We start from the raw sequence: 22,719 nt of genomic DNA on the forward strand, positions 1-22,719 counted from the left end.
GCCGAAGCGATGACAATGCACGCTTCGGCTTGTTTTTTAATTCTTTTATTTTACTTTACTTTACTTAGTGTTACTTCTTCAATCCTTACTTCGCACTCACAGACTTAAACCATTCATTCACTTCTTGCGTGATCTGATCTCCGCCATTGGATTTCCAGTTGGCGACGAATTGGTCAAAGGCATCAACCGGCAGTTTGCCGTAGATGATTTTGTTGAAGGTTTCCATCTCGGATTGGCGGAGCAGGTTCCATTTGGATACCATGGTTGGTGTTGCAGCGCCAGTAAAGTAGTTTTGTTTACGAATGTCGATTTGCGACATGACGACTTTGGCAGCGTCCCAGTTTTCCGGTTTACGGAACTCGGCCATTTGTTTCTCGTAAGGTGTTTCGGGCTTCTCGCCGTTAGCCAGTTTCACGAGTGTTTTCATATACAGATCCGGGATACGGGCCGGACCAGTCAGGAACGGGAATTCGTTGGAGAAGTCTTTGATCTTCTCTCTGTTACTGGTCGGCTGTCCATCTACGATGTCCCAATCGTAGCCTTTGGCGAAGCCGTGTTCGTATTCACTGCCCGTAGCGGGGTTCGCCAGGTTATCGAGCAGATAGTTGTAGTACAGGAAGATCGCTTCGGGATGTTTCGCATCCTTGTTGATCATGATGCTCGCGTTGACGCCAGAGTTCTGCCACTTCGTTCCGATTTTGCCATCTGGACCTTCTGGAATGGGATAGGCTTTATAATTGGCGTCAGGTAAGTTCTTGATGAGGTCGGGAGCAGGCCAGTCTGGAACCCAGTTGGCACCAGGCAGAATACCTGCGGCACCTTTGGTCCAGCTTTCGGCTGCTTTACGTTCGTCCCACAGGGCGGAGTCGGCATGAATATATCCTTTTTCCATCCATTCACTGAGCTTGGCAAGTGCTTGTTTTGCTCCGGGATTAACAGAGCCGTATTCCAGATTACCGTTCGCGTCCTTGTTCCATTGCTCTTGGACTGTTCCGTATGCGCCGAATAACCAGTCGAGCGAGCCCATCCAGGTATTCGTATTACTTTTCAGCGAGATTGCGAGTGGGAAAACTTCATTTGGAGATAGGCCATCCGGATTCTCATTTTTGAATTTATCCATGATGTTCTCTAGATCTGCGATAGTCTTAGGAGCCTCCAGATTCAGCTTCTCCATCCAGTCTTCTCTAAGCCACAGCAGGGTATCGTCGTTATCCGTGTACTCCATGATGGGCATATTGTATTTCTTTCCATCCTTGGTGAACGGATACCAGAGCTCGGGATGCGCTGCCGCATGGTCCTTGAGCGTTTTATTCGCATACTTGTCGAACAACTCATCAATGGCGATGAATTGACCAGAGTCGATCAATTGATTCGTCAATACCGCATTGGTGGGTACCGTTACGAAATCAGGCAGTTTCTCACCAGAGGCGACAGCAAGTTGAAGTTTCTGTCTGTACTGATCATCACTGGCTGGATACCAGGTATCTTTATGCTTCATGCCCAGCGTTTCGAGCATCCAGCGATCGTGTACGTTATTTTCTTTGGTATCTCCTTGCACGTATTTCTTCGGCATTAATACCGAGCTGAACTCGATGGGTGGGTCGTATTTTCCTTTAGCAAAAGCAGCTTCTGCTTCAGCTGAGCCGACAGTTCCCGGTGTATTATTGGTACCATTGTCACTGGCTGTCTCGCCACTGCCGCACGCAGTGATCGTGATGAGCGCGATAACCATGATCAGTGACCACCATGTTTTTTTGAATTTGATCATTGTTCAATCCCCCTACGGTGTATGATCTTTACAGTGTAACTGTACCAATTTGTGCGGGAGTGCATCTATATGAGTTTGTTAGTTTCCATAGGACTCTATTAGTGAATGTTCCAATGAATGTTCAAATGAAGTTCAAAAAATTCGGTTTTCAGTACCGAGAAGATGGGATAAAGCTAGAAATGGAGTAGCGGAGCGTAGGCAAACTACGTGAGCAACGGACATTTCGGCTGAATTCCATATTCGATGCTGATGATGCCGTGAGGCATCCTTCGTAATCAAAAGCGGATTTTTTGAACAACCTCTAAGATGTTATTTGTGCTGGTCTCTGTATTCCTGCGGCGTAACGCCAAACTGGCGTTTGAACACTTTGATAAAATAAGCCGGGTCCATATAACCAATCTCTATGCTGATTTCGTACACTTTTTTGGTGGTCGTGACCAGCTTGTGGCAGGCCCGATCCATACGCAGACGCGAGATATAATCACTGATGCCTTCGCCCGTTTCGATCTTATAGATCTTGGACAAATGGGTCGGGTGCAGATTAACATGGTCGGCTAGTACACGTAAAGACACATCCAGATGCAGGTTCTTATCTGTAAAATCCTGAATCTTCTTCACATACTCGGAACGGATGTCCTTGATCTCGTTGGACGTGCCTTCCTTGAGTTTGCCCAGCACACTGAGCGACCATTTCCGCAATTTGCTGATGGTAGCGAAAACTTCCCCACTTTGCAAATCCTCGACATCATTGCCCATTAAAGTGGTCAGAGTCAGCTTGTTCCGATGGGCAATATTGGTGAATGAAGCCGTAATGAGAAAACCAGCCTCCATGCAATGCTCCCATGATTCCGACCATTTCTCATCCAGTTCCGCGCAGACCGCGCGTATTTTCTCTTCGGCAGCATCCCATTGTCCGCTCTCTAGCAAACTAATAAAGGTGGGTGGGGTGTACAGCACGTCCAAGGGGCCTTGCGCCGCAGGTGTCTCGACATCGCTGACACGCATGACAAATTCGCGTTCATCGCCAACAATCTGCCGGAAATAGGCGGAAGCCTGGCGGAAACGATCGTAAAGTTGATCCGGAAAGGTGAACCACTCGGTGATAACGATGGAGAGGGAGCCTTTCAGAAACTGTTTTACTTTGGATTGGAGCTGAATCGATAGCTTCTCCAGAATGGTTTCTTTCCCAATATCGCCTTTCCGTTCTTTCAACTGAAGCAAAAACACCAGATATCCGTGCTCCTCCTTGACGCCCCACACTTCCATAAACTCACCCATAGTCTCTTCCGCCATATTGATGATCGCATATTCGATCAGGGTCTGATCATTGCTATCATAGTGTCCGAATTCTTCTTCCAAACGAACCAGCATTAATGCGGCATCCCCGGTGTGAAAGGGGAGATTGTAATTGGCGAGCTTCCGATCCCATTCGGCAGCGGCGATTCGTTGTCCCTGCAAAGCCCCTAGGAGCAGTCGCCCCCGCAAATGGGGGAGATTCTCTCGCAACGTAAACTGCGTTCGTGTCAGTGAACTGACCATTTCCCATTCATTGTTCAATTGATCAATGGCCTTCTGGACAGCGCCCATTAATTCATCGTCTGTTGGCGGCTTCAGCAGATAGTCCACAGCTTCGAACTGGATGGCTTTTTTGGCGTAATCAAATTCGGAATATCCGGATAACAGAATACATTTTATTTTTTTGTCCCGGATGCGGATGCGTTCGATCAGTTCAATGCCTGTCATTTCAGGCATCTGGATGTCCGAGATCACGATATCGATGGGGTGGGTGTCGATCATTTGAAGTGCTTCGTGTGCCGAGTATGCTTTATGCACATGTTCGATCCCCAGTGTGTGCCAGGGCTTGGTCATGGACAGGTTATCGACCCAGTGAGCTTCATCGTCTACGATCATCATTTGCATGGTGTATTGTCTCCCTTGGTGGTTGAACTAAAGGTATATTTACACTTGCCACTCCGATGACAGAACAACCTTCCGATCGCTGTTACCCCCAGATTTTCTGATTCACTTTTATAAAGGTGAAAATCCGTGGATAAAGGTGAGCACTTCGTTTCTTCAGGTTTTTTCTGTCCTCTGCGTTCACGTGTAAATGGTTCGTTCAAATCAAATAGTCAACGTATATTATCGGTATTACCTTTATCGGAATCTGTGTCCTCTTTTGGTATCTCCCAGATGATTTCGGTTCGGAATCCGCCAAGTGGGGATGGGCCAAATAGGAGGTAGGAATGACTGCCGAACAGGTGCGTGATTCGTTGGTACGTATTCCAAAGGCCGCAGCCCATTTCTTCTTGTAAGGGTTCCTGCATCTTCAAGTTCAGCGCTTCGTATTGTTCCGGGCTTAAGCCTGGGCCGTCGTCGTCGATGTATATTCTGCCAAAACCATTCAAGCGCTCCCCGGTAATTCGGATTTCCCCGGATGAATAGGACTTGGCCACGCCGTGTATCACGGAATTCTCGACCATCGGTTGAAGCATTAATCGTGGTACAGACTGGGCAAGCATATCCTCTGGGATATCGATGTGATACTCGATGCGACCATTCCGCAGTTTCTGGATATCCAGATAGTTGATCAGCAGCTTGATCTCTTCTTGTAGCGACGACGTCTCCCGTTCCATACGGGTGGTGTAGCGATAGTACGCACTTAGGTTATGCGCCATGGAGACCACGGCTTGCTCGTCCTTCATCTGGGCCATGTTGATGATATAACCTAGACAATTATATAGGAAATGCGGATTGATCTGCGCTTGTAATTGTTTCAGCGTAGCTTCCCGGGCTCTAATTTTCTCATGGAAAACATTCTCGATCAGATCCTGAATCTGATGGGACATATCGTTGAATCGGCGGAACAGGAATGAGAACTCATTCTGGTTTTTGCTATACAGTCGGACAGAATAGTCCCCTTGTTCTACACGGCGTAAACCTTTGATCAGCTTTTTGATCGGATATTGAACATTCCGGTACAGCAGGATCGACGCAGAGATACCCACTACTAGCAGCAAAATCATACAGGTGTAGAACAGATTCTGACTCAGCGAGATAGGTTTCAAAATCTGATACAGTGGAATCACGTCAACCAGATGCCAATCCAGATAAGTGGACTTCACGGAGCTAACCAGATAGTTCTTACCGTTCAGCTCTACGACATCCTGTGTAGTATCTTCCGGAGAATGCGTGTCCAGATACTGAATGAGTTCTGCGGACAACTGCTTGTCCGCGCTGCGATTCAGAATGGGTGAATTTCCTTTGTGATACAAGAAAGGATCGCCTTGTCCACCCGCTTTATACGTATCCAGCATATTTTGAATGTTCTCATAACTGAAGCTGGCTTCAATCACCAGATTGCTTCCCGTGAGCATCCCCGGCTGTGCCAAGGAATCGGTATAGAACCAATAGAAGGAATTTAGTTCATCCTCTGATACGGCTCCTTGATCCCCATAGGTCCATCGTCCGCTCATATTTTTTTTCAGATACTCCTCATCATATCCTGTGGTTCGATTGTAGTTGGCGATGACATCCTCATTCTGCTGTGAATGCACCGCATATCGGGTGGGCCATATATCCGTAACGCCGGTTTGCAGCGTCATCTTCTCTTGTATCACATAACGGGTCTGCATCCGGTCATACCGATCATCCCACATATTGAGGCCGTTGAATGCTCTGACATTCGGGTCTCGGGAGAGAATGAGGCTGAAATCCATCATCTGGTTGATGCGGGAGTCGATCTGACTGGACAGAAACGTAAGTTGTTTTGTGTTGGAGATCTGCAGTTCTTTGCTGACGACATCATAGGTGACGTTATTCGAGTAGGTGTACATGATTAGAATGGGGATGAACAAGACCACAATTAACAAGTTTATTTTGGCAAAAAGACTGAATGGGGATCTGGTTTTACCTTGAAAAGGCATTAAGCGCTTCCATATATACATGAAAAGTCTCCTTCTAATTCGTGTGTAAACTACCTCTTCTGATGATACCCTAACAAAACACTATCAAGCCTAACAATGTTATATAGCAGACCTCAGTATGGCTTGATACTATTTATATCAGAGAACCCGATCACACACAAAAACTTTTTTTGGGAACAGGAGAAGCGCTATGGAGGCTAAATTGGAGGGTAAGCGGATCCCGCAGGAAAGCGTTGGGAACAAGCTGGATAAAAAGAGAAAAAAACGCTACAAACAGCCATGGATTCTGCACTTCATGGTGTTGCCGGCGGCCATTATGGTCTTTATATTTTCATACATTCCGATGTCCGGGATTTTGATGGCATTTCAAGATTATAAACCTGCACTGGGATTTTTCAATTCCGAATGGGTAGGACTGAAGCACTTCAGGTACATGTGGGAAAATGATTATTTCTTGCAGATTACGTGGAACACGTTGTTCTTTGCCTGTACGAAGATCATCATGAACCTGATCATTCCGTTTGTCTTCGCCTTATTGCTCAACGAGGTACGGAAGATGGCACTGAAAAGAACGATTCAAACGCTTGTGTATCTTCCTCACTTTCTGTCCTGGGTCACCCTGTCTGGTATTCTGATCGACATTCTGGCACAGACGGGTATTCTAAATCAGTTTCTAGTCTCGATCTTTGGCATCAAACCAATCTTCTTCCTCGGGGATGGCAGTTGGTTCCGATTTACGGTCATTGCAAGTGATGTCTGGAAAGAGTTTGGATTCAACACGATTATCTTCCTCGCGGCATTATCCGGCATTAATCCATCACTTTATGAAGCGGCTGAAGTAGATGGGGCGGGACGCTGGAAACAAACGGTCTATATTACCATCCCGGCTCTTATTCCGATTGGGATCGTAATCGCAACGCTGGCACTGGGTAATGTGCTCAACGCCAACTTTGACCAGATCTTTAACTTATATAGTCCATTAATATATCAGCAGGGGGATATTATTGATACGTTTGTGTATAGAGAAGGTCTGCTAAGTGGTCAGTTCAGTTTCGCTACCGCGGTGAACCTGTTCAAATCCGTCATCAGTTTGATCCTGATTGTGATCTCCTACCGACTGGCTTACCGATTCGCCGGATACCGAATTTTCTAGAAAGGAGGACGAACTGATGTATCATAAAACGATGTCCTACCGCATATTCAGCATATTCAACAATGTGTTCTTAACCATCATTTCGCTGCTCTGTTTGCTGCCTTTGTATCACTTACTTATGGTATCGCTCAGCGCATCTGCACCTGCCAATGCGGGGTTAGTTACGCTCTGGCCGATTGGTTTTACACTGGAGGCCTATGCGAAGACGTTTGTTAACGCCAATTTTCTCTCCTCCTTGTGGGTGTCCGTTGAGCGGACGGTGCTTGGTACAGGGCTAGCGCTAATTGTGAACACAATTGCAGCATACGCCCTCTCCAAGGAGACACGGGTGTTCCGTGCACGTAACATCTATCTATGGTATTTTGTCATTACAATGTTATTCAGCGGCGGCCTTATTCCGGGGTATATCCTGATCTTGAAGCTTGGCCTGATGAACTCATTGTTGGCCCTGATCCTGCCAGGATTGGTTGCAGTGTTTAATATCATTCTGTTGCTCAATTTCTTCCGTACCGTGCCCAAAGATCTTGAAGAAGCTGCATTTATCGATGGAGCAGGACACCTTCAGACGTTTATCAAAATTTATCTGCCCGTGTCCGTGCCTGTCATTGCTACAGTATCCCTGTTCATGATGGTTGGGCATTGGAACGCATACTTTGACGGAATCATCTACATCCGTGATGCGGAAAAACTGCCACTCGCGACATTCATGCAGACGATCATCGTGCAGGCCGATATGTCGAGAGTTGACCCGGAAATTGTCGCCAATCTGTCTCAGCGCACGATTCGTGCGTCACAGATTTTCATCAGTGCACTGCCAATCCTGCTCGTGTATCCGTTCCTGCAACGTTTTTTTGTGACCGGAATCGTGGTTGGGGCTGTGAAAGAGTAGTTGAATGTAGGAAATGAATAGGATTGTAAAATGGAGTCACTGAACTGGGGAAGGCCAGGGAGGTGGCTTCTTTTTTGTGTATGGATAAAGAACGTTGCATATATGTAGTGTATTACCTTTATTTGAATAAAATGGTACGATGAGAAATATGATCTTATTTTTAAAGCGAGTTTTACTAGTGCAGTTAGATAGAGAAGAAAATAGTAATGATAATAAATGCAGGAGGGAATTCAAAATGGAATTTAGAAGAATAACTTGGGATAATTTTATCGAATGTATTGAACTTAAAGTCACTCCAGACCAACAAAGATTCATATCCTCGAACCAACATGCACTTGCTGAAGCGTACGTTGCCTCAGATGAGGGGCAGATTATTATTACTTTTGCAGTCTATAAGGAAGATAATATGGTAGGTTTTATTTCGATGTACTATGATGACGGGGATGGCAATTTTGATTATAGCAGTTATGGCATCTTCAAGATGATGATTGACCAGCGATACCAAGGTAAGGGATATGGTAAAGAAATGGTAGTAAAAGCAATCGAGTATGCGAGAACTTTCCCACGTGGAAAAGCCAAAGTTGTAGAACTCACCTACAAACCTGAAAACCTAGCTGCGAAGAAAATTTATGACTCTCTTGGTTTTATTCAAACTGGTGAAATATTGGCATGTGGCGAAGTACAGGCGGTATTAACTTTGTAATTGTCCGTTACAGCTCCAATCCTGCTCTTTCTTCATGAAATTTACACCTTGATTTGGGCTATTCAAATCACCTATTTCCGAATCGGGCGAAGCCCAAATTGAGAGAGGATGAATACGATGATGGATCAAAACTTGAAACAAGCAATAGTCAGGGGAGAAACTTCGCTAGGCATTAAATTTGGCTCCACACGAATCAAAGCTGTACTCATGGATCACCATTTTAATACCATCTGTTCAAGCAGTTATGAGTGGGAAAATCAATTGATTGGCGGTTACTGGACTTACCATATCGATGAAATGATTCATGGGTTGCAACAAACTTATCATCAATTAAAGCAAGAGATTGAAAAAAATTATGGTGTAACGATACAAAAAATTGGCTCAATCGGATGTTCTGCTATGATGCAGGGTTATATTGCACTTGATCAAAATGGGGAGTTATTGGTTCCGTTTCGTACATGGCGTAATGCCACAACGGGGAAGGCTGCATCAGAGCTAACCGAGAAATTCCAGTTTAAAATTCCAGAGCGCTGGAGCATCGCACATTTGTATCAAGCGATTTTGAACGGAGAAGAGCATGTTACGAACATCAATTATATTACGACGTTATCGGGTTACATACATCGGCTGTTAACTGGCAGTAAAGCTATTGGTATAGGGGATGCCTCAGGTATGTTCCCAATTGATGAATCCACACTGGAATACCATGAAGATATGTTGAAGAAGTTTGACGATATAATTGCCGACAAAGGCTACACGTGGAATCTTAAAGATATTTTACCTAAAGTGTACACTGCAGGTGAACATGCCGGATATCTTAGTGAAGCTGGTGCCCGACTGTTAGATCCATCAGGTTACTTGGAATCCAATATTCCACTTTGCCCTCCGGAAGGCGATGCTGGAACAGGCATGGTTGCTACGAATAGTGTCCAAAAACGTACGGGTAACATTTCCGTAGGTACATCGATTTTTGCCATGATTGTATTAGAAAAAAACCTATCTAGGGTATACCCTGAGATTGACATCGTGACTACACCTGATGGCAATCCTGTGGCTATGGTTCTTGCGAATAACTGCTCCAGCGATATTAATGCCTGGGTCGACTTGTTCCGTGAGTTTTATGAGGCGATGGGACAGAAGCCCGATATGAACCAGTTATTCAGTGTGTTGTTCAATGAAGCACTGAAAGCTGACGCTGATGGCGGTGGCTTACTGAGCTATGGCTACTATTCAGGCGAGAACATTACAGGAATTGCAAAAGGTCGTCCATTGTTCGTACGTTCTCCAGAGAGCCGCTTCAATCTGGCAAACTTTATGAGAGTCCATCTGTTTGCTGGGTTTGCTGCACTAAGGCTCGGGCTGGATATTCTCACACAGAAGGAGCACGTAACGATTGAGCACATTTGGGCGCATGGCGGATTGTTCAAAACCCCACTAGTCGCTCAAAAAATGTGCGCAACCGCACTGAATATTCCCGTGTCGGTCATGTCTACCGCTGGTGAAGGTGGCGCACGGGGAATGGCTATTTTGGCTTCCTACATGGTTAATAAGCAGCAGCACGAGGGTTTGGCGGAGTACCTTACTACCAAGGTGTTTATTGATGCAGAAGGACAAGAGGTTTCTCCAAATAGCGCGGATGTGAATGGATTTGCCTTGTTCATGGAGCGTTACACAGAAGGACTGGCCATTGAGCAGTCAGCGGTAGATCATTTCGTGGAAAATGGGAAAAAAGCCTGAGATGTAATCATATTTCTTGAACAGAGGAAATTGGAACGAAGCCCGTTGCCTACACTATGATGCCCTGTTATAATTTCGATATATCTATCGTATTGGGGGTTATGACGTGGCAATATGGATAATGCCGGATTGCTCGTTCGCTAGAAAGCCTTACGCAAAGCCTGAATAGGGGCGGACTTTGTGTAGGGCGCGACAAAAATGAGATTGTTGCCCTGAAATCAATATCAACATAATATTACATCCCGCAGGCTTTGCACCTTATTTGTTCTTCCAATAAAAATAAGGGGCTGAACGCCATGCAAACACCATTTATTCAGAATCATCAATTTAATTATATTCAAAAACAAGCTGATTTCCTGCTCAAAACGCTACGCTCGGTTGTGGATCCCAAAGTATTGGAAACCGTCCGTTATACGGTCGGCACCAATGCGGTGAGCATCTTCGATGAACTCACTTCGGAGCAGAAGCAACTGCTGGAGCAGTTATCCACGTATGAGACGGCACATGAACTTCAGACGCATCTAAACCAGCTCGAATCATATCTGATTCCATATCCGCAAGTATCGGCAAAGCAGATCCAAAAGCTGTTTCCAAAGGCCAAAAAGCTCAAAGTGCCGGATCTGGAGTTAGTCGATTACGCACGTACTACCTATCTGAGATGGACTGACATTGCGACGAGCCGTTTGTTCATCGTGTACCCGTACGAAGGCAGATTCCTCGGTATTGAGGGACGGATTACACCCACGAACAAAAAAGGGTACTGCATGTTCTGTCATCGTCATCAGGAGCTTGGATTCTTCAACGTGAAAACCAAGGCTCATTCGCCGGATAACTTTTCTTCCATTGCCCAGTACGTATGCATGGATAACACAGCTTGCAACCATAGCATTACCGATATCACTATGTTGGAGAAGTTTCTTCTCTCGACAGTAAAATAATGAAAGACACACAGGCAGGGTCGCTCTTCGGAGCGACCTTTTTGCCGTGTTCAAGCGTAGTGATTCGCCATTGAACGTACCACTAAACTTCAGAATTCATATTCGGGTCATACCTTTTTTTCTCATACGATCATGGAGTCGGAATATCGTTGGCATAGTTCAGTCCCAAGTGATGTGCATGGTTCAGCAGTGTCTCATAATGCTCAGGCTTGGATTCCAACGTTTCATATAAAAACTCAACCCTCGATTGGGACACGCCGCAGTAATCGGCAATTCCCACATTGAGCAGGTTGGCGATCGATTGACCATAGTTGCGCTTCTGCACCTGTTCTTCCGTCACACCCGAAAGAGCGATCCACAATATCTGCTGATGAGAGAGCTTATTAGCGCCATAGGCAAATCCGTTGTTCATGACACGATCTACATAACCTTTCAACATGGCTGGCAGATGCCACCACCAGAGAGGAAACACAAAAGCCACAGCATCGTGTTTCTTCAACCGCTTAATCTCGGTTTCAACCTCAGGCGAGAACACCTGATTTTCTTGGGTATAGTCTGGTTCATCCATCTCTCGGAGAATTGGATCGAAGCCAATCCCATGCAAATCCAATATCTCATAACCGTGACCGGCATCGGTAAGACCCTGTGCAAAACGTTGAGCTACCTGAAAGGTCAAGGAGTCTTTTCTTGGGTGGGATACTACAACGAGTACGTTCATCTTATCTTTCACTACCTTTCTGGATTGCAGTCTTGTAGCCATAAATCAGTGGCTGATGCTATTATAAACAGGTATGAAAACATCTGGAAGTACGCACTTTGATGTTCTATAGGAAGAATGAAGTGCCATAGGAACATTAAAGTACCCTAAATGGATGGCTCGAAATGGGCTTGAATAATAGAAAGAAGAGTAGCAAAAAGTTTATATTTTCACTTGGGATACAGCCTATTTATGGAGGGGTTCAAAAATGACAGAACATAGAGAAACGAGTGCTCCAAAAAAATATAAAGTAGGCGTGGAAGCGGCCCTGGAAGTGATGGGCGGGAAGTGGAAACCTTTGATTATTTATCATTTGATGACCGGACGTAAACGCACGTCGGAGCTTCGAAGATTGATACCGGACATTACACAGAAGATGCTGACAACACAGCTCAGAGGACTTGAAAAGGATGAGATCATACAGCGCAAAGTATATTCGGAGGTGCCTCCCAAAGTGGAATATGAGTTGACGGACTACGGATGGGGACTCAAGCCCGCGCTGGACCATTTATGTTATTGGGGAGAAGAGCATCTGGACAAAATCCACGGGGATAAGTTTAAAGTATTGGAGGATTTCGATTCTCAGGAAAGTTGAAGAGAGGGGCACGAGAAGGTGGATGGTGCAGAGCACGTGAAACAGGTAGTTCCCATTCGTTGTGAAGGCGTGGCTGTAGTTCTGTTGAAGAAAAGCCTCGATCAATACCGTGTACTGATGCTAAAGCGGGCTGGTCGTATGTTGCATAACGAGTGGTGTTATGTTGGCGGCGGGATAGAAAAGGGCGAGAAGGCATGGGAAGCTGCACTCAGAGAAGTTCATGAGGAAACAGGTATTACGGAAGTCCGGTTGTATTCTGCCAATCAATTCGAACAATATTATTCACCCATGGGGGAGTATATCTATACCGCTCCCGTATTCGTAGGATATGTGGATGAAAGCCAGGTTGTCCGGTTAAATCATGAACATACCGAGTACCAATGGATGACGTTTGACGAAGCCAAAGAAAATGCGGCATTGCCTGGGATTGATAACATTTTGGATTTTGTTGAAAAGCATTTTGCCAGAAAAGCCCCTTCCGAGTGGCTTCGGATTAATGAAGAGAATAATTAGGAGGTGGAACTCATCACATACAAGACGATTTATCCAAGAGCATGGTTGAGCCTATTATGTATGTTGGTCATTGAAGCTATGTTTTTCAGAAATATTATTTATGATGAAAATGGTATTATGAAGTACTTCCTGATCGTTATATTGACCTTTATTCTCGGTTATATCGTTTTTCTGCTCTGGCGTTTGTTTTTCACTAAACCCAGTATTACGCTGGAAAGCGATCATGTGATTTCTACGAAAAACCAGAGATATGATGCATCTCAGATTGAGTGTATTTATATGAATTACAGACGGATTGGCATCAAACTCTATGGTAAACGGTTAGTGCCGATGGATCTATGTTTTTATTTTCAACGAGGTCAGGAGTCCGCAGGCGTAGAAGCTGTGCATGAATGGGCGGCGCGAAATGACAAAGAGATCAAACATAAATTTTTTCAAACCGTGGGGTAGACCAGTACGTCTGTTGAGTATAAGGAATCGTTGAGGCTGAAGATTTTGGAGGAGTAGCGATGAAAACAATGAGCAATTCCTAACGAGCGGTGAGCGCTTAAATGATGACCCAGTTGGGGAATTCCCAAGAAGGCGAGGAGCCTGATGCAGGAGATCATCTCCTCACTAATTAAAAAGCTCTAAGTTTCAATAGCAAAGTAGATTCTATAAATCAACAGGAGAGATGCATATGAGATATCGAACTAAAGAATGGTATGAGCTTTGTCAGCAGACAGGGCTTCATTTTGGGATGAGGGTACATAGAGGAACTTACGAATTGGACGAAGCACTTTTCCTGCGACGTTATAAGAGAAAAGAAAAAGAGTATGTAGAGTTTCAGCGTGAGATGTATAATACAGATCCTCGTTTTTTGCTGGAGCAAAATGGCCATGTTTTTGTGCCTACTGAAAAGTTCTTTAGTGGAAATGAAATATTGGAAGACGATAAAAGAATATACCAGATGCCTGCTGAAGAAAAAGAGCGGATCGAAAAATTAATTGCAGATTATGATGTGAGGCCTCCTTTTGATGAGTTGAGCTACAAGCAAGAGTTTAAAAGCAATCTGGAATGGGATTGCAAAAACCAGAAAGAGCGTTTACCTAAAGAAATCTATGAGAAAATTGCGGATATCCGTGTATTTACGTTGGGTTATTGCACGAGAGAAGTAATGCTACAGTTAAAGAAACAGAGTGAAGAAAATAGGAGAGAGATGGAGCGTGTATCGAATGAATACAGGGAAGCCATTTTAGCGCAGGATATTCCCGATGAAATTCGTAGCCGGATTCAATTTCATGATTGTACAGTGACAGAACTGCTGACAGGGGATGAAGTGGTCATTCGTTTTGACACCCGTGGGGGCTTCACCAACATAAATAAACTTACGCTGGTTGCACCCGAAATCATCAAGCAAGACGGTGGGATTGTAGGCAGTTACTGGCTGTATCAAGAGCTGTATCGAATCGATAACGGATATGAGCTTCATGTTCTATTTGATGGAGAGCATATGCCTGAGCTGATTGTCCGCTGTACTGATATCCTCGTAGAGGAAGAATGAGAGAGCCTAAGGGGAAGAACATGGAGGAAATATAGTGAAAATTAGCACGATAGAAACCAAGTTAGCTTCAAGATACGATGAGTTTGATCCTGAACAGGATGGGAATAAAAATACGAGATTTGCTGACATCATTATTGATGGTACATCGCTCTATCAAAGGCTGAAAAAACATGATTTGGTACCTTGTCTCGGATGGGGAAGCGATGAATATCAAAGGCTTCTTATTGATTATTTTTTACTTAAGAAACCACATGAATCCATGTATTATAGATATCCCATTTTAGTGTGTCCTTGGTGTGGGGATGAAGAGTGTGGATTTATTTCTGTAAAGATTGATAGGGAAGAGGATATTGTGATCTGGAGAGATTTCATATTGAACGACAAGAACCTACAGGTAGGCCCGTTTTATTTTGGTTGGGAAAATTATAAACAGGCCATCGAAAATACTTTTGGTACGGCAGGAATTCAGTAAGGAAAAAGGAGGATGAAGGAAATAGAGATGGAATGGACCACCAGTACCTTTGGTTATTTATCTACTCCCGTATTTGTCGTGGGCTTTGCATGTTACTTCTTTCCTGATTTTCTATACAAAATATTTGTCCTGATGAGATATCGAGAAATTAAACCGAATTACGAGTTTGAAGATAACCCACCTAATAGTGATATCCCTAAACATATCGAAATAATATTAAAAGTACTAGGCACCATAATGGTTATACTAGGGATCATATGGTTTTGGTTTTCGAAAGAGTTTTATGACTTATTATTTTGACAGCAAGGAGTTGGACACCATTTTTGAATTTATCTGGACTTTAGTGATCTCAATTATAAGTTTAATTGTCGTTCTTATCTTTGCAGCAATTGTACGTTATGCGATAGATTCATCCAGAACATCGAAAAAGCTGGATGTATTAATCAAAGAAGTACACTATCTGAAAACTGAAATTAAAAAATTGCAACACCATAAGCAGCAAGATGGTAGCAAGCATATTATTGATGAGAAAGTATAGATGAACACCTTGAAATTTTTCTGAGAAGGGAACGGACCTTGATGAACCCACAGGTGAACGTACAAGCTGTTTTTATAGACAGAGATGGAACAATTGGTGGTACAGGTCATTTTATTCATCCGAGAGATTTCAGATTATACCCCAAAGCTCAAGAAGCAATTATGCATTTAAAGCGAGAAGGAATTATGGTACTGGCTTTTACGAATCAATATCGAATCTCACGTGGAGAAGCAAGTGTTGAGGATTTTGAAGAGCAATTTCGTGAGTATGGATTCGATCACTCCTATATATGTCCGCATGAGCAAGAATGCAGTTGCAGAAAGCCTAAACCCGGAATGTTATTACAGGCATCAGAGGAACTCGGTCTGGATTTATCCAAATGTATCGTTATTGGAGATGTAGGAGATACAGACATGCTTGCTGCCCATGCCGTAGGAGCGACCAAGATCATGGTGAGAACAGGATGGGGGGAATCTTCATTAACTAAATTCAGAGACAAATGGACGGAGACCGAACCTGATTATATCGCAGAGGATATTTGGGATGCCGTACAATGGATCATTCATGGAAGAGAATTCAGATCCTAGTTATTATGAGGAGAACCATATGTTAATTAATCCAACGATTAATGAGATAAATGACTTATTCAAGATGCATCATATCAACGAAGAAATATCTGAAATTCAAAGTTTGTCAGGTACCACAGCTGGACGTGTTTATCGGTTGAGTACAAGTCTGAATAAGCACTATATTTTGAAATCAGATGAACCCGAACAGATTCACATCGCCCAGCAGTTTTTGGATACGTATAAGAATTCTTCGTTACTGCCTGAAGTTTTGTTGACGGATCCAGATAACACTTATTTCATTTATACGTATATGGAAGGTACGACCCATTTCAACCGGGGCCAGAAAAGAGACTGGTTAACTCGTCTGGTGAAAGAGTTATTCAATACATATGTGCGTTCTTCAGATACGAAATCATGGGGCAGAATAGAGTTCCCACAGAGGACTTGGAAAGAATTCAATCAGATTAGTATTCAAGAAGCAAAGATGAATATCGGAAGTGTTTTAACTACAGATGATTATAATCTGGTTCAATCCAAAGTGGATCACCTGTTTCATGAGGAAGAAGAAAAGTTTCTTTTACATGGCGATACGGGGGTTCATAATTTTGTATATGATCAAAATGAACTCATCGGCGTTATTGACCCATCTCCAATGGTTGGACCTATCCTCTATGATTTCTTGTATGCTTTTAGCTCTTCGCCGGATGATATCAACACCGAAACATTATTTGCTACGTTCGAACTTTTAGAGCAAGTAGATATGGATAAATCCAGATTGATAGAGGAAGCTCTGGTCCATCTATATTGCCGAATTGGGCTGAGTAACAAGCATCATCCTGATGATCTGCCTGAGTATTTGAAGGTTTGGCATGAATGGAAACGACTATGTCATGAATTTTGAACTAGCAAAGCTTTAAAGCTATTGCAAATGCCGTAGTTCAGACTATACAAGACAGGAGAGATATCACAAGTTGGATAACAAAAATAGTTTGCATAGTCCGAATGGATGGACCTCCGATATGCTTCATGGCGACTTACTTGCCAGTAAAGAACTTATCTATGACAAGTGTGGCTTTGTATGCTCACAACCACATGAAGAAACACAAAATGATTGAAAGAGGTGATTCCATTGGTAAATCCATAAACGGAGAAAAATCCATGTATTAGCTTGAATAAACATGCGGTTTTTCTCTGCCTATGATATGAAAATACTCATATAGAGGAGAAGAATTGACATGTTAAATCAATTAAGCAATTCCATTTATTATATGTCCAACGATAATGATAGAGAAAGACCGGTACTAGGCTTGGTGTGTGGGGAAAAACATAGTCTGGTGATCGATGGTGGAAATTCGGTTCAACATGCCAGAGATTTTATCGAGGAAATTCGATGCTTAGATGTGCCGCCCATTCAGTATGTGGTTATTACGCATGCGCATTGGGATCATTTTTTGGGAATGAATGAATTCGGTGCGACGATTATCGTTAATCGTTTAACTAATAAGCGCTTGAATGAATGGAGAGATTATTCATTTGATGATGCTACACTATGTAAGTATGTAGAGGCCAAAAAGATTAGTGCACACTGTATGGCGGTTATACAGAATGAGATACCTGAAAGGGAGTCTTTTGTGTTGGGTAGATCGGGTATCGTCTTTGAACAATACCTCCAGATCGATCTAGGAAACAAGGTCTGCATGCTGGATCAGATTCGAAGTCCACATACGGACGATTCAACCATTGTATATATTCCGGATGAAAAGACGATTTTCCTTGGAGACAGTCCGTATTCTACAACGACTCGTTCGTTATTTCATTATAAGCAGGATTTGTTATTACCGATGATACAGGATATCGAGCGATATGATGCGGAGCACTTCTTGTTAGGGCACGAGTCCATATGTGATTCTGAAGAGATGAAAATATTCTTCGAACAGCTAATCGCTTGCAGTAAATCAGTGAAAACTGCATCCTTGGAGGAGGCCATAAGTTTGTTTGAAAGAGAACAGCGGCGTGTTCCGGTGGGGGATGAGCTCTTTTTTCTAAAAGCAATGGTTAATGATCGAATCTTGCAGGTCCAAAAAGATTAGATAGTCCTTATATTGTTATCACAGTAATGGTTTAGGCAGGCAGCTGGCTATATAGTCAGCTGTTTTTTTATAGCGGCTCATCTTTGAAGAGCTAACGGACTTAATGAGGTAAACTATAGTGAATATGTATTGCTTTTATAGGGAGGAGAGATCGCTTAATGACAAATTCCTACGAGATACCCCATTTGCTGAAAGAAATCATCACATGGGAGGAAGAGATTAAACAGGAAGTTCCTTATTTGGAGACACCAACAGGTTATTTTCTACAATTTGATCCACATGATAATGGCGGGTATATGAGTTCTCCAGTTGACGCAATCATGTTTGCACGTACCGGAATGGGTGGTATTCATTTCTCCTTCTTGACTGATTTTGGAAATGTTACTGATTTGAGTGTAGTGCCTATTGTTCGGGTTGATCCCATGGCTTTTGGAAGTTATGCGAGGATTGTAGCTAGAAATATTAGAGATTTTTTTGCCTTTGGATTCTCGGGACATGAGGGACTTCTGTTGAATGAATTTGAATCGAAACAACAATATTTGGACTACGTTAAGGAGCAAGAGGACAACACGAGCGAAAGTGAGTATTTTGACAAGAAAAAGTGGGACCGAGAACAAGAGAAGGTGAGAGATTTGGCTGTGCAACGTTTTGGATTTCAGCTTATCCATGACGGATACTCCTATAGTAAGGAAGTTCGGCAAACAAGGCGAAATGAAGTTATTTTAGATACCTTAGATGGTCTTGGTGTTGGAGTGGGAGATGCATTGGTGGATTACTCCAAGAGAGTAGTTCCTCATCCGTGGCATGAGAAGGAAATTTCGTATGATCAAGATGAACAGCTTATATCCTATATCTCCAGTGCAGAGCAGGTAGGACTGTTTAGTTTATTACGAGATGTTCAGGCACAAGGATTCGATAATAGTGATGTGTTTCGAGCGATCCACAACCGATTTGTTTCGCTTGGATTGTCTGTGGAGGAACAAATGCTGGCACGTTATTTACACAAGTTATATTGAATGTAAAATATAATTTTGGTGGCAGGCAGCCGGTTTGCAGAGAAGTACTTACTAAATAAATAACAGGGCAGAGCTCCATCTTACGGAGCTTTGCCCTGTTTTCGTTTGCACTATCAGTAACGTGGAATTAATTAATGGTGATGATGCGCATGGGCATCTGGTGCGTCGCCTTTGACGGTACATAATACCGAGGTGTCATGCAGATGTTTTTCGGACTCTACTTGGAGCGTCACATGTTTGATTTCTTTATGTTCCAGCATATGTTCAATCTTCTGAACCAGGATCTCGGATGCATAGACATCCATCGTTCCATCCACCACGATATGAGCGGTCAGCGCGTTCAAGTTACTGGTGATGGACCAGACATGCACATCATGAACACCTTTGACGCCATCGACTTGTTTGATGGTCTGCACCAGTTCATTCACATCGACATTGGCTGGAGTGCCTTCCATCAAAATATGCAGGGATGATTTGGTGACATAGAAACCACTTCGTAATACCAACGCCGCGACAATTACACTTGCAAGTGGATCGGCCCAACCCCAGCCAAAGAACATCATGAGCAGGGCTGCCGCAATGGCCCCAACCGATCCCAGCATGTCGCTAATGACATGGAGATAAGCACCGCGCATATTCAGATTATTTTCCGTATCACTACCTCGCATCATGATCCAGGCCACCAGAATATTGATGAGCAACCCAATGACGCTGATGATCAACATGCCTACGGTTGCGACTTCTGGCGGGTTGATGAAACGCCCAATCGCTTCGTAGAAAATGTAGAGTGCAATGGCGATTAACGTAATTCCGTTTAACGTAGCGGCCAAAATTTCAAATCTTCTGTATCCGTACGTTTTGCCAGTATTCACCGCTTTTTCACCAAAGGTGAACGCCAGCAAAGCGATCCCGAGCGCAATGGAATCGGACAACATATGACCTGCATCCGAGATAAGCGCGAGACTGTTGGTGATGAATCCACCAATGGCTTCAACGATCATATAGATGGTAATAATAATGAAGGAAAACAACAGGACTTTCTTGTTATTGGTGGTGTGAGCGTGGTTGTGTCCATGATCTTGCCCATGGTTATGACTGTGATGATGTCCGGACATATAAATCCTCTCCTTTGGAGCCTTGCTCCGTTATGTAATATGATTTCTAGTGTGGAATATAGATGATTTTTGGCAATGTGTGATCATCTACAAATGAATATATGAGCGTTCGTTCATATGTTATGGATTTATTATAGTTCTGCCTCTTAGTAGTGTCAACCAGATTTAAGAAAATATAAACATGTCCAGGGTGTCTCCATGCATGTGCTGGCGAATAAGATTGCTTTTATGCTACCATCTGTGCAGGATCAAAGTGAGATATACTCGCTACATAGAAGGGCGGACAACGATATGAAACATCTGCTGCTGGCAGACGATGATGCCAATATTCGAGCACTCCTGCGGCATGTCATGACTAAAGAAGGGTATCGGGTCCATGAAGCGCAGGATGGATTGGCAGCGGTCAAACTGATGCAAGAAACGCCGATCGATCTGGCGATCCTCGATGTGATGATGCCCGGCATGGACGGACTGGAGTTATGTGATTACATTCGGCAGCACTACGATATTCCAATTATGTTGCTGACGGCACGAGATCAGCTATCTGACAAGAGAGATGGTTATTTGAAAGGAACAGATGAATATGTGACCAAGCCATTTGAACCGGAAGAATTAGTCTACCGGGTAAAGGCGTTATTTCGTCGGTACCATCGCACATCCAGCGATATTATCCGTATGAACCGGATCGTCATTGACCGTAACAATGTGGAGGTTACCGATGGGCAATCCATTCTCTTTTTACCGATGAAAGAATTTGAATTACTCTCACAGCTTGCCCAGTTTCCAGGCCGTTTGTTCTCGCGGGATGAGCTCATTCGGCTCGTTTGGGGAGCAGACTACGAAGGAGATGACCGTACCGTTGATGTACATATCAAGCGATTGCGTGATCGTTTTGCCGATTATACGGACGATTTCATCATCCAGACTGTGCGGGGTATTGGTTACAAGATGGAGGTGAAAGCACCTTGAGGACCTTGTACGTCCGGGTATTCCTCATTACAATTGCCGTGATTATGGTCAGCGGCATGCTTGGTTTTCTTTTGTCCAACATCTACTATCATACAAAGCTCAAGGATTTCAATGATGAGAAGCTGGTGGGCATCGCGATGCAAATGAAGCAATTTGTGGAACAGCAACCCGGTACAATGGAGGATTATCTGAACAATGCTGCCGCACTCGGGTACGAAATCTATGTGACGGATGGAAAAGGCAACGACCAATTCTACGGCCGCGAATTCCGTGAGAAAGATCTGTACAAGCAAGTTGTAGAACTGGTGTTGAATGGTGAGGTATACCATGGCGTCGCCCAGTTTCCAAGCAAACCGTTCATTACCGGCTTCTTTGATAATCAATTAAGCAATACCGTGGGTGTTCATCTACAGCTAGGCAGTGCGAATTACGCCCTCTTTATGCGTCCGGATGTAATTCTGCAATTCGGTGAGCTACGGATCTTTTTTGCGCTGATTGGAGCATTGACGATAGGTATTAGTATCCTGATCTTTCTGATCAGTACCCGTTATCTGGTCAATCCGATTGAACGTCTGTCCGAGGCAACCAAACGTATTGCGCAAGGAAAATATAATCTGAAATTGCCTACCGCACGGCGTGACGAGATTGGGCAATTGGCCCAGCATTTCATGACCATGAGTCGTGAATTGGAGAGGGTAGATCAGGCGCGGCAGCAGTTTGTATCGAATGTATCGCATGAGATTCAATCACCGTTGACCTCGATTCAGGGTTTTGCCCAATTGGTGGCGGATCGGGATCTGCCTGAACAGGAAAGAGAGCACTATGCATCAATCATTGAGGAGGAGAGCCGTCATCTCTCTTTGCTCAGCAAACAACTGCTACTCCTGTCCTCCCTAGAACAAGGCAACGAAGATCTGAGCAAAGTAAAGTTCTCTCTGCGAGATCAATTCCGGCAAGCCGTTCAGGTGCTGCAATGGCAATTGGAAGAAAAAGAACTGTTGCTTCGGATTTCGGTGCCTGAATCCATCCAGCTAGTCGGTAATGAAGTGCTGCTCATGCAAGTTTGGATGAATCTACTGGGCAATGCGGTGAACCATCTACCACAGGGAAGAAGCATTGAGATTCACGCCGAGCAGACAGATAACCAGTGTGTGATTCAGATTCGGGATACAGGAGACGGAATTGCTGCGGAGCATCTGCCTTTCCTGTTCGATCGATTCTATCGGGTGGATCGTGCGCGGGAACGTTCTTCTGGACGAACCGGGCTTGGACTTGCCATTGTGCAGAAAATTATCCGAATTCATGACGGTACAATCGAGGTTTCCAGTTCGCCTGAGGGTACGGTCTTTATCGTGACACTTCCGCAGATGTAATCTGTTATTCATTTGCCGTTCATTTTCGCCTCCTATACTTGGATTATCAAGAGGGAGG

22 protein-coding genes are annotated in these 22,719 nt (G+C 43.9%); 17 read left to right on the top strand and 5 right to left on the bottom strand.

Annotated elements, in window-relative coordinates:
* Positions 1-85 precede the first annotated feature (85 nt).
* The 3 genes from MHI52_RS08160 to MHI52_RS08170 form a co-directional block, all read right to left on the bottom strand.
* Complete coding sequence (locus MHI52_RS08160) at positions 86-1,768, bottom strand: ABC transporter substrate-binding protein (protein WP_315373365.1); 1,683 nt, start codon at positions 1,766-1,768, stop codon at positions 86-88.
* A gap of 309 nt (positions 1,769-2,077) precedes the next feature.
* Entirely contained in the window at positions 2,078-3,688 is a 1,611-nt protein-coding gene (locus MHI52_RS08165; RefSeq protein WP_340983096.1) for a response regulator, read from the bottom strand.
* 209 nt (positions 3,689-3,897) lie between these two features.
* A complete protein-coding gene (locus tag MHI52_RS08170; RefSeq protein WP_340983095.1) occupies positions 3,898-5,712 on the bottom strand; it encodes a histidine kinase in 1,815 nt (604 codons plus the stop codon).
* Positions 5,713-5,986: 274 nt separating this feature from the next.
* Here MHI52_RS08170 and MHI52_RS08175 point away from each other — a divergent pair, with 274 nt between their 5' ends.
* The 5 genes from MHI52_RS08175 (at position 5,987) to MHI52_RS08195 (ending at position 11,111) form a co-directional block, all read left to right on the top strand.
* Positions 5,987-6,844: a sugar ABC transporter permease gene (locus MHI52_RS08175; protein ID WP_174806429.1), complete on the top strand. Its 858-nt coding sequence runs from the start codon at positions 5,987-5,989 to the stop codon at positions 6,842-6,844.
* A gap of 16 nt (positions 6,845-6,860) precedes the next feature.
* Positions 6,861-7,733 (top strand): carbohydrate ABC transporter permease, encoded by an 873-nt coding sequence (locus tag MHI52_RS08180; protein WP_127544821.1) that lies wholly within the window; start codon positions 6,861-6,863, stop codon positions 7,731-7,733.
* 235 nt (positions 7,734-7,968) lie between these two features.
* The gene (locus MHI52_RS08185; RefSeq protein WP_100529638.1) at positions 7,969-8,436 is read left to right on the top strand and encodes a GNAT family N-acetyltransferase; all 468 of its coding nucleotides are present in this window, start codon (positions 7,969-7,971) and stop codon (positions 8,434-8,436) included.
* 120 nt (positions 8,437-8,556) lie between these two features.
* A complete protein-coding gene (locus tag MHI52_RS08190) occupies positions 8,557-10,173 on the top strand; it encodes a xylulokinase (RefSeq protein WP_405159371.1) in 1,617 nt (538 codons plus the stop codon).
* Positions 10,174-10,469: 296 nt separating this feature from the next.
* Positions 10,470-11,111, top strand: a complete 642-nt coding sequence (locus MHI52_RS08195) for a FusB/FusC family EF-G-binding protein (protein WP_405158822.1) — start codon at positions 10,470-10,472, stop codon at positions 11,109-11,111.
* Positions 11,112-11,241: 130 nt separating this feature from the next.
* Here MHI52_RS08195 and MHI52_RS08200 read toward each other — a convergent pair whose 3' ends face one another.
* On the bottom strand, positions 11,242-11,829 hold the full coding sequence (locus MHI52_RS08200; RefSeq protein WP_405159372.1) for an NAD(P)H oxidoreductase: 588 nt from the start codon (positions 11,827-11,829) through the stop codon (positions 11,242-11,244).
* 247 nt (positions 11,830-12,076) lie between these two features.
* Here MHI52_RS08200 and MHI52_RS08205 point away from each other — a divergent pair, with 247 nt between their 5' ends.
* From MHI52_RS08205 to MHI52_RS08250, 10 genes are all read left to right on the top strand, one after another.
* Entirely contained in the window at positions 12,077-12,463 is a 387-nt protein-coding gene (locus MHI52_RS08205) for a helix-turn-helix domain-containing protein (protein WP_100529635.1), read from the top strand.
* A 36-nt stretch (positions 12,464-12,499) separates the two neighbouring features.
* On the top strand, positions 12,500-12,976 hold the full coding sequence (locus tag MHI52_RS08210; protein ID WP_076252749.1) for an NUDIX pyrophosphatase: 477 nt from the start codon (positions 12,500-12,502) through the stop codon (positions 12,974-12,976).
* Positions 12,977-13,036: 60 nt separating this feature from the next.
* On the top strand, positions 13,037-13,426 hold the full coding sequence (locus MHI52_RS08215; protein ID WP_340027075.1) for a hypothetical protein: 390 nt from the start codon (positions 13,037-13,039) through the stop codon (positions 13,424-13,426).
* A 229-nt stretch (positions 13,427-13,655) separates the two neighbouring features.
* A complete protein-coding gene (locus MHI52_RS08220) occupies positions 13,656-14,519 on the top strand; it encodes a DUF4085 family protein (protein WP_405158823.1) in 864 nt (287 codons plus the stop codon).
* Between the two features lie 34 nt (positions 14,520-14,553).
* The gene (locus MHI52_RS08225) at positions 14,554-14,991 is read left to right on the top strand and encodes an oxidoreductase (RefSeq protein ID WP_405158824.1); all 438 of its coding nucleotides are present in this window, start codon (positions 14,554-14,556) and stop codon (positions 14,989-14,991) included.
* Positions 14,992-15,274: 283 nt separating this feature from the next.
* Positions 15,275-15,529, top strand: a complete 255-nt coding sequence (locus MHI52_RS08230) for a hypothetical protein (RefSeq protein ID WP_405158825.1) — start codon at positions 15,275-15,277, stop codon at positions 15,527-15,529.
* 41 nt (positions 15,530-15,570) lie between these two features.
* The gene (locus tag MHI52_RS08235) at positions 15,571-16,116 is read left to right on the top strand and encodes an HAD-IIIA family hydrolase (protein WP_405159373.1); all 546 of its coding nucleotides are present in this window, start codon (positions 15,571-15,573) and stop codon (positions 16,114-16,116) included.
* Between the two features lie 19 nt (positions 16,117-16,135).
* Positions 16,136-16,999, top strand: a complete 864-nt coding sequence (locus tag MHI52_RS08240; protein WP_405158826.1) for a phosphotransferase — start codon at positions 16,136-16,138, stop codon at positions 16,997-16,999.
* 334 nt (positions 17,000-17,333) lie between these two features.
* Entirely contained in the window at positions 17,334-18,188 is an 855-nt protein-coding gene (locus tag MHI52_RS08245; protein WP_405158827.1) for an MBL fold metallo-hydrolase, read from the top strand.
* Between the two features lie 158 nt (positions 18,189-18,346).
* Complete coding sequence (locus tag MHI52_RS08250; protein ID WP_127544787.1) at positions 18,347-19,204, top strand: hypothetical protein; 858 nt, start codon at positions 18,347-18,349, stop codon at positions 19,202-19,204.
* Between the two features lie 131 nt (positions 19,205-19,335).
* Here MHI52_RS08250 and MHI52_RS08255 read toward each other — a convergent pair whose 3' ends face one another.
* Complete coding sequence (locus MHI52_RS08255) at positions 19,336-20,319, bottom strand: cation diffusion facilitator family transporter (protein ID WP_127544781.1); 984 nt, start codon at positions 20,317-20,319, stop codon at positions 19,336-19,338.
* 291 nt (positions 20,320-20,610) lie between these two features.
* Here MHI52_RS08255 and MHI52_RS08260 point away from each other — a divergent pair, with 291 nt between their 5' ends.
* Positions 20,611-21,288 (top strand): response regulator transcription factor, encoded by a 678-nt coding sequence (locus MHI52_RS08260; RefSeq protein ID WP_282322204.1) that lies wholly within the window; start codon positions 20,611-20,613, stop codon positions 21,286-21,288.
* Positions 21,285-22,661 carry an ATP-binding protein gene (locus tag MHI52_RS08265; RefSeq protein ID WP_405158828.1) on the top strand — a complete coding sequence of 459 codons (1,377 nt, stop codon included), beginning with the start codon at positions 21,285-21,287 and terminating at the stop codon, positions 22,659-22,661. The genes MHI52_RS08260 and MHI52_RS08265 overlap by 4 nt, the downstream gene beginning before the upstream one ends.
* Positions 22,662-22,719: the final 58 nt, after the last annotated feature.

This window comes from Paenibacillus sp. FSL H8-0283, assembly GCF_045040675.1.
GTDB lineage: Bacteria > Bacillota > Bacilli > Paenibacillales > Paenibacillaceae > Paenibacillus > Paenibacillus amylolyticus.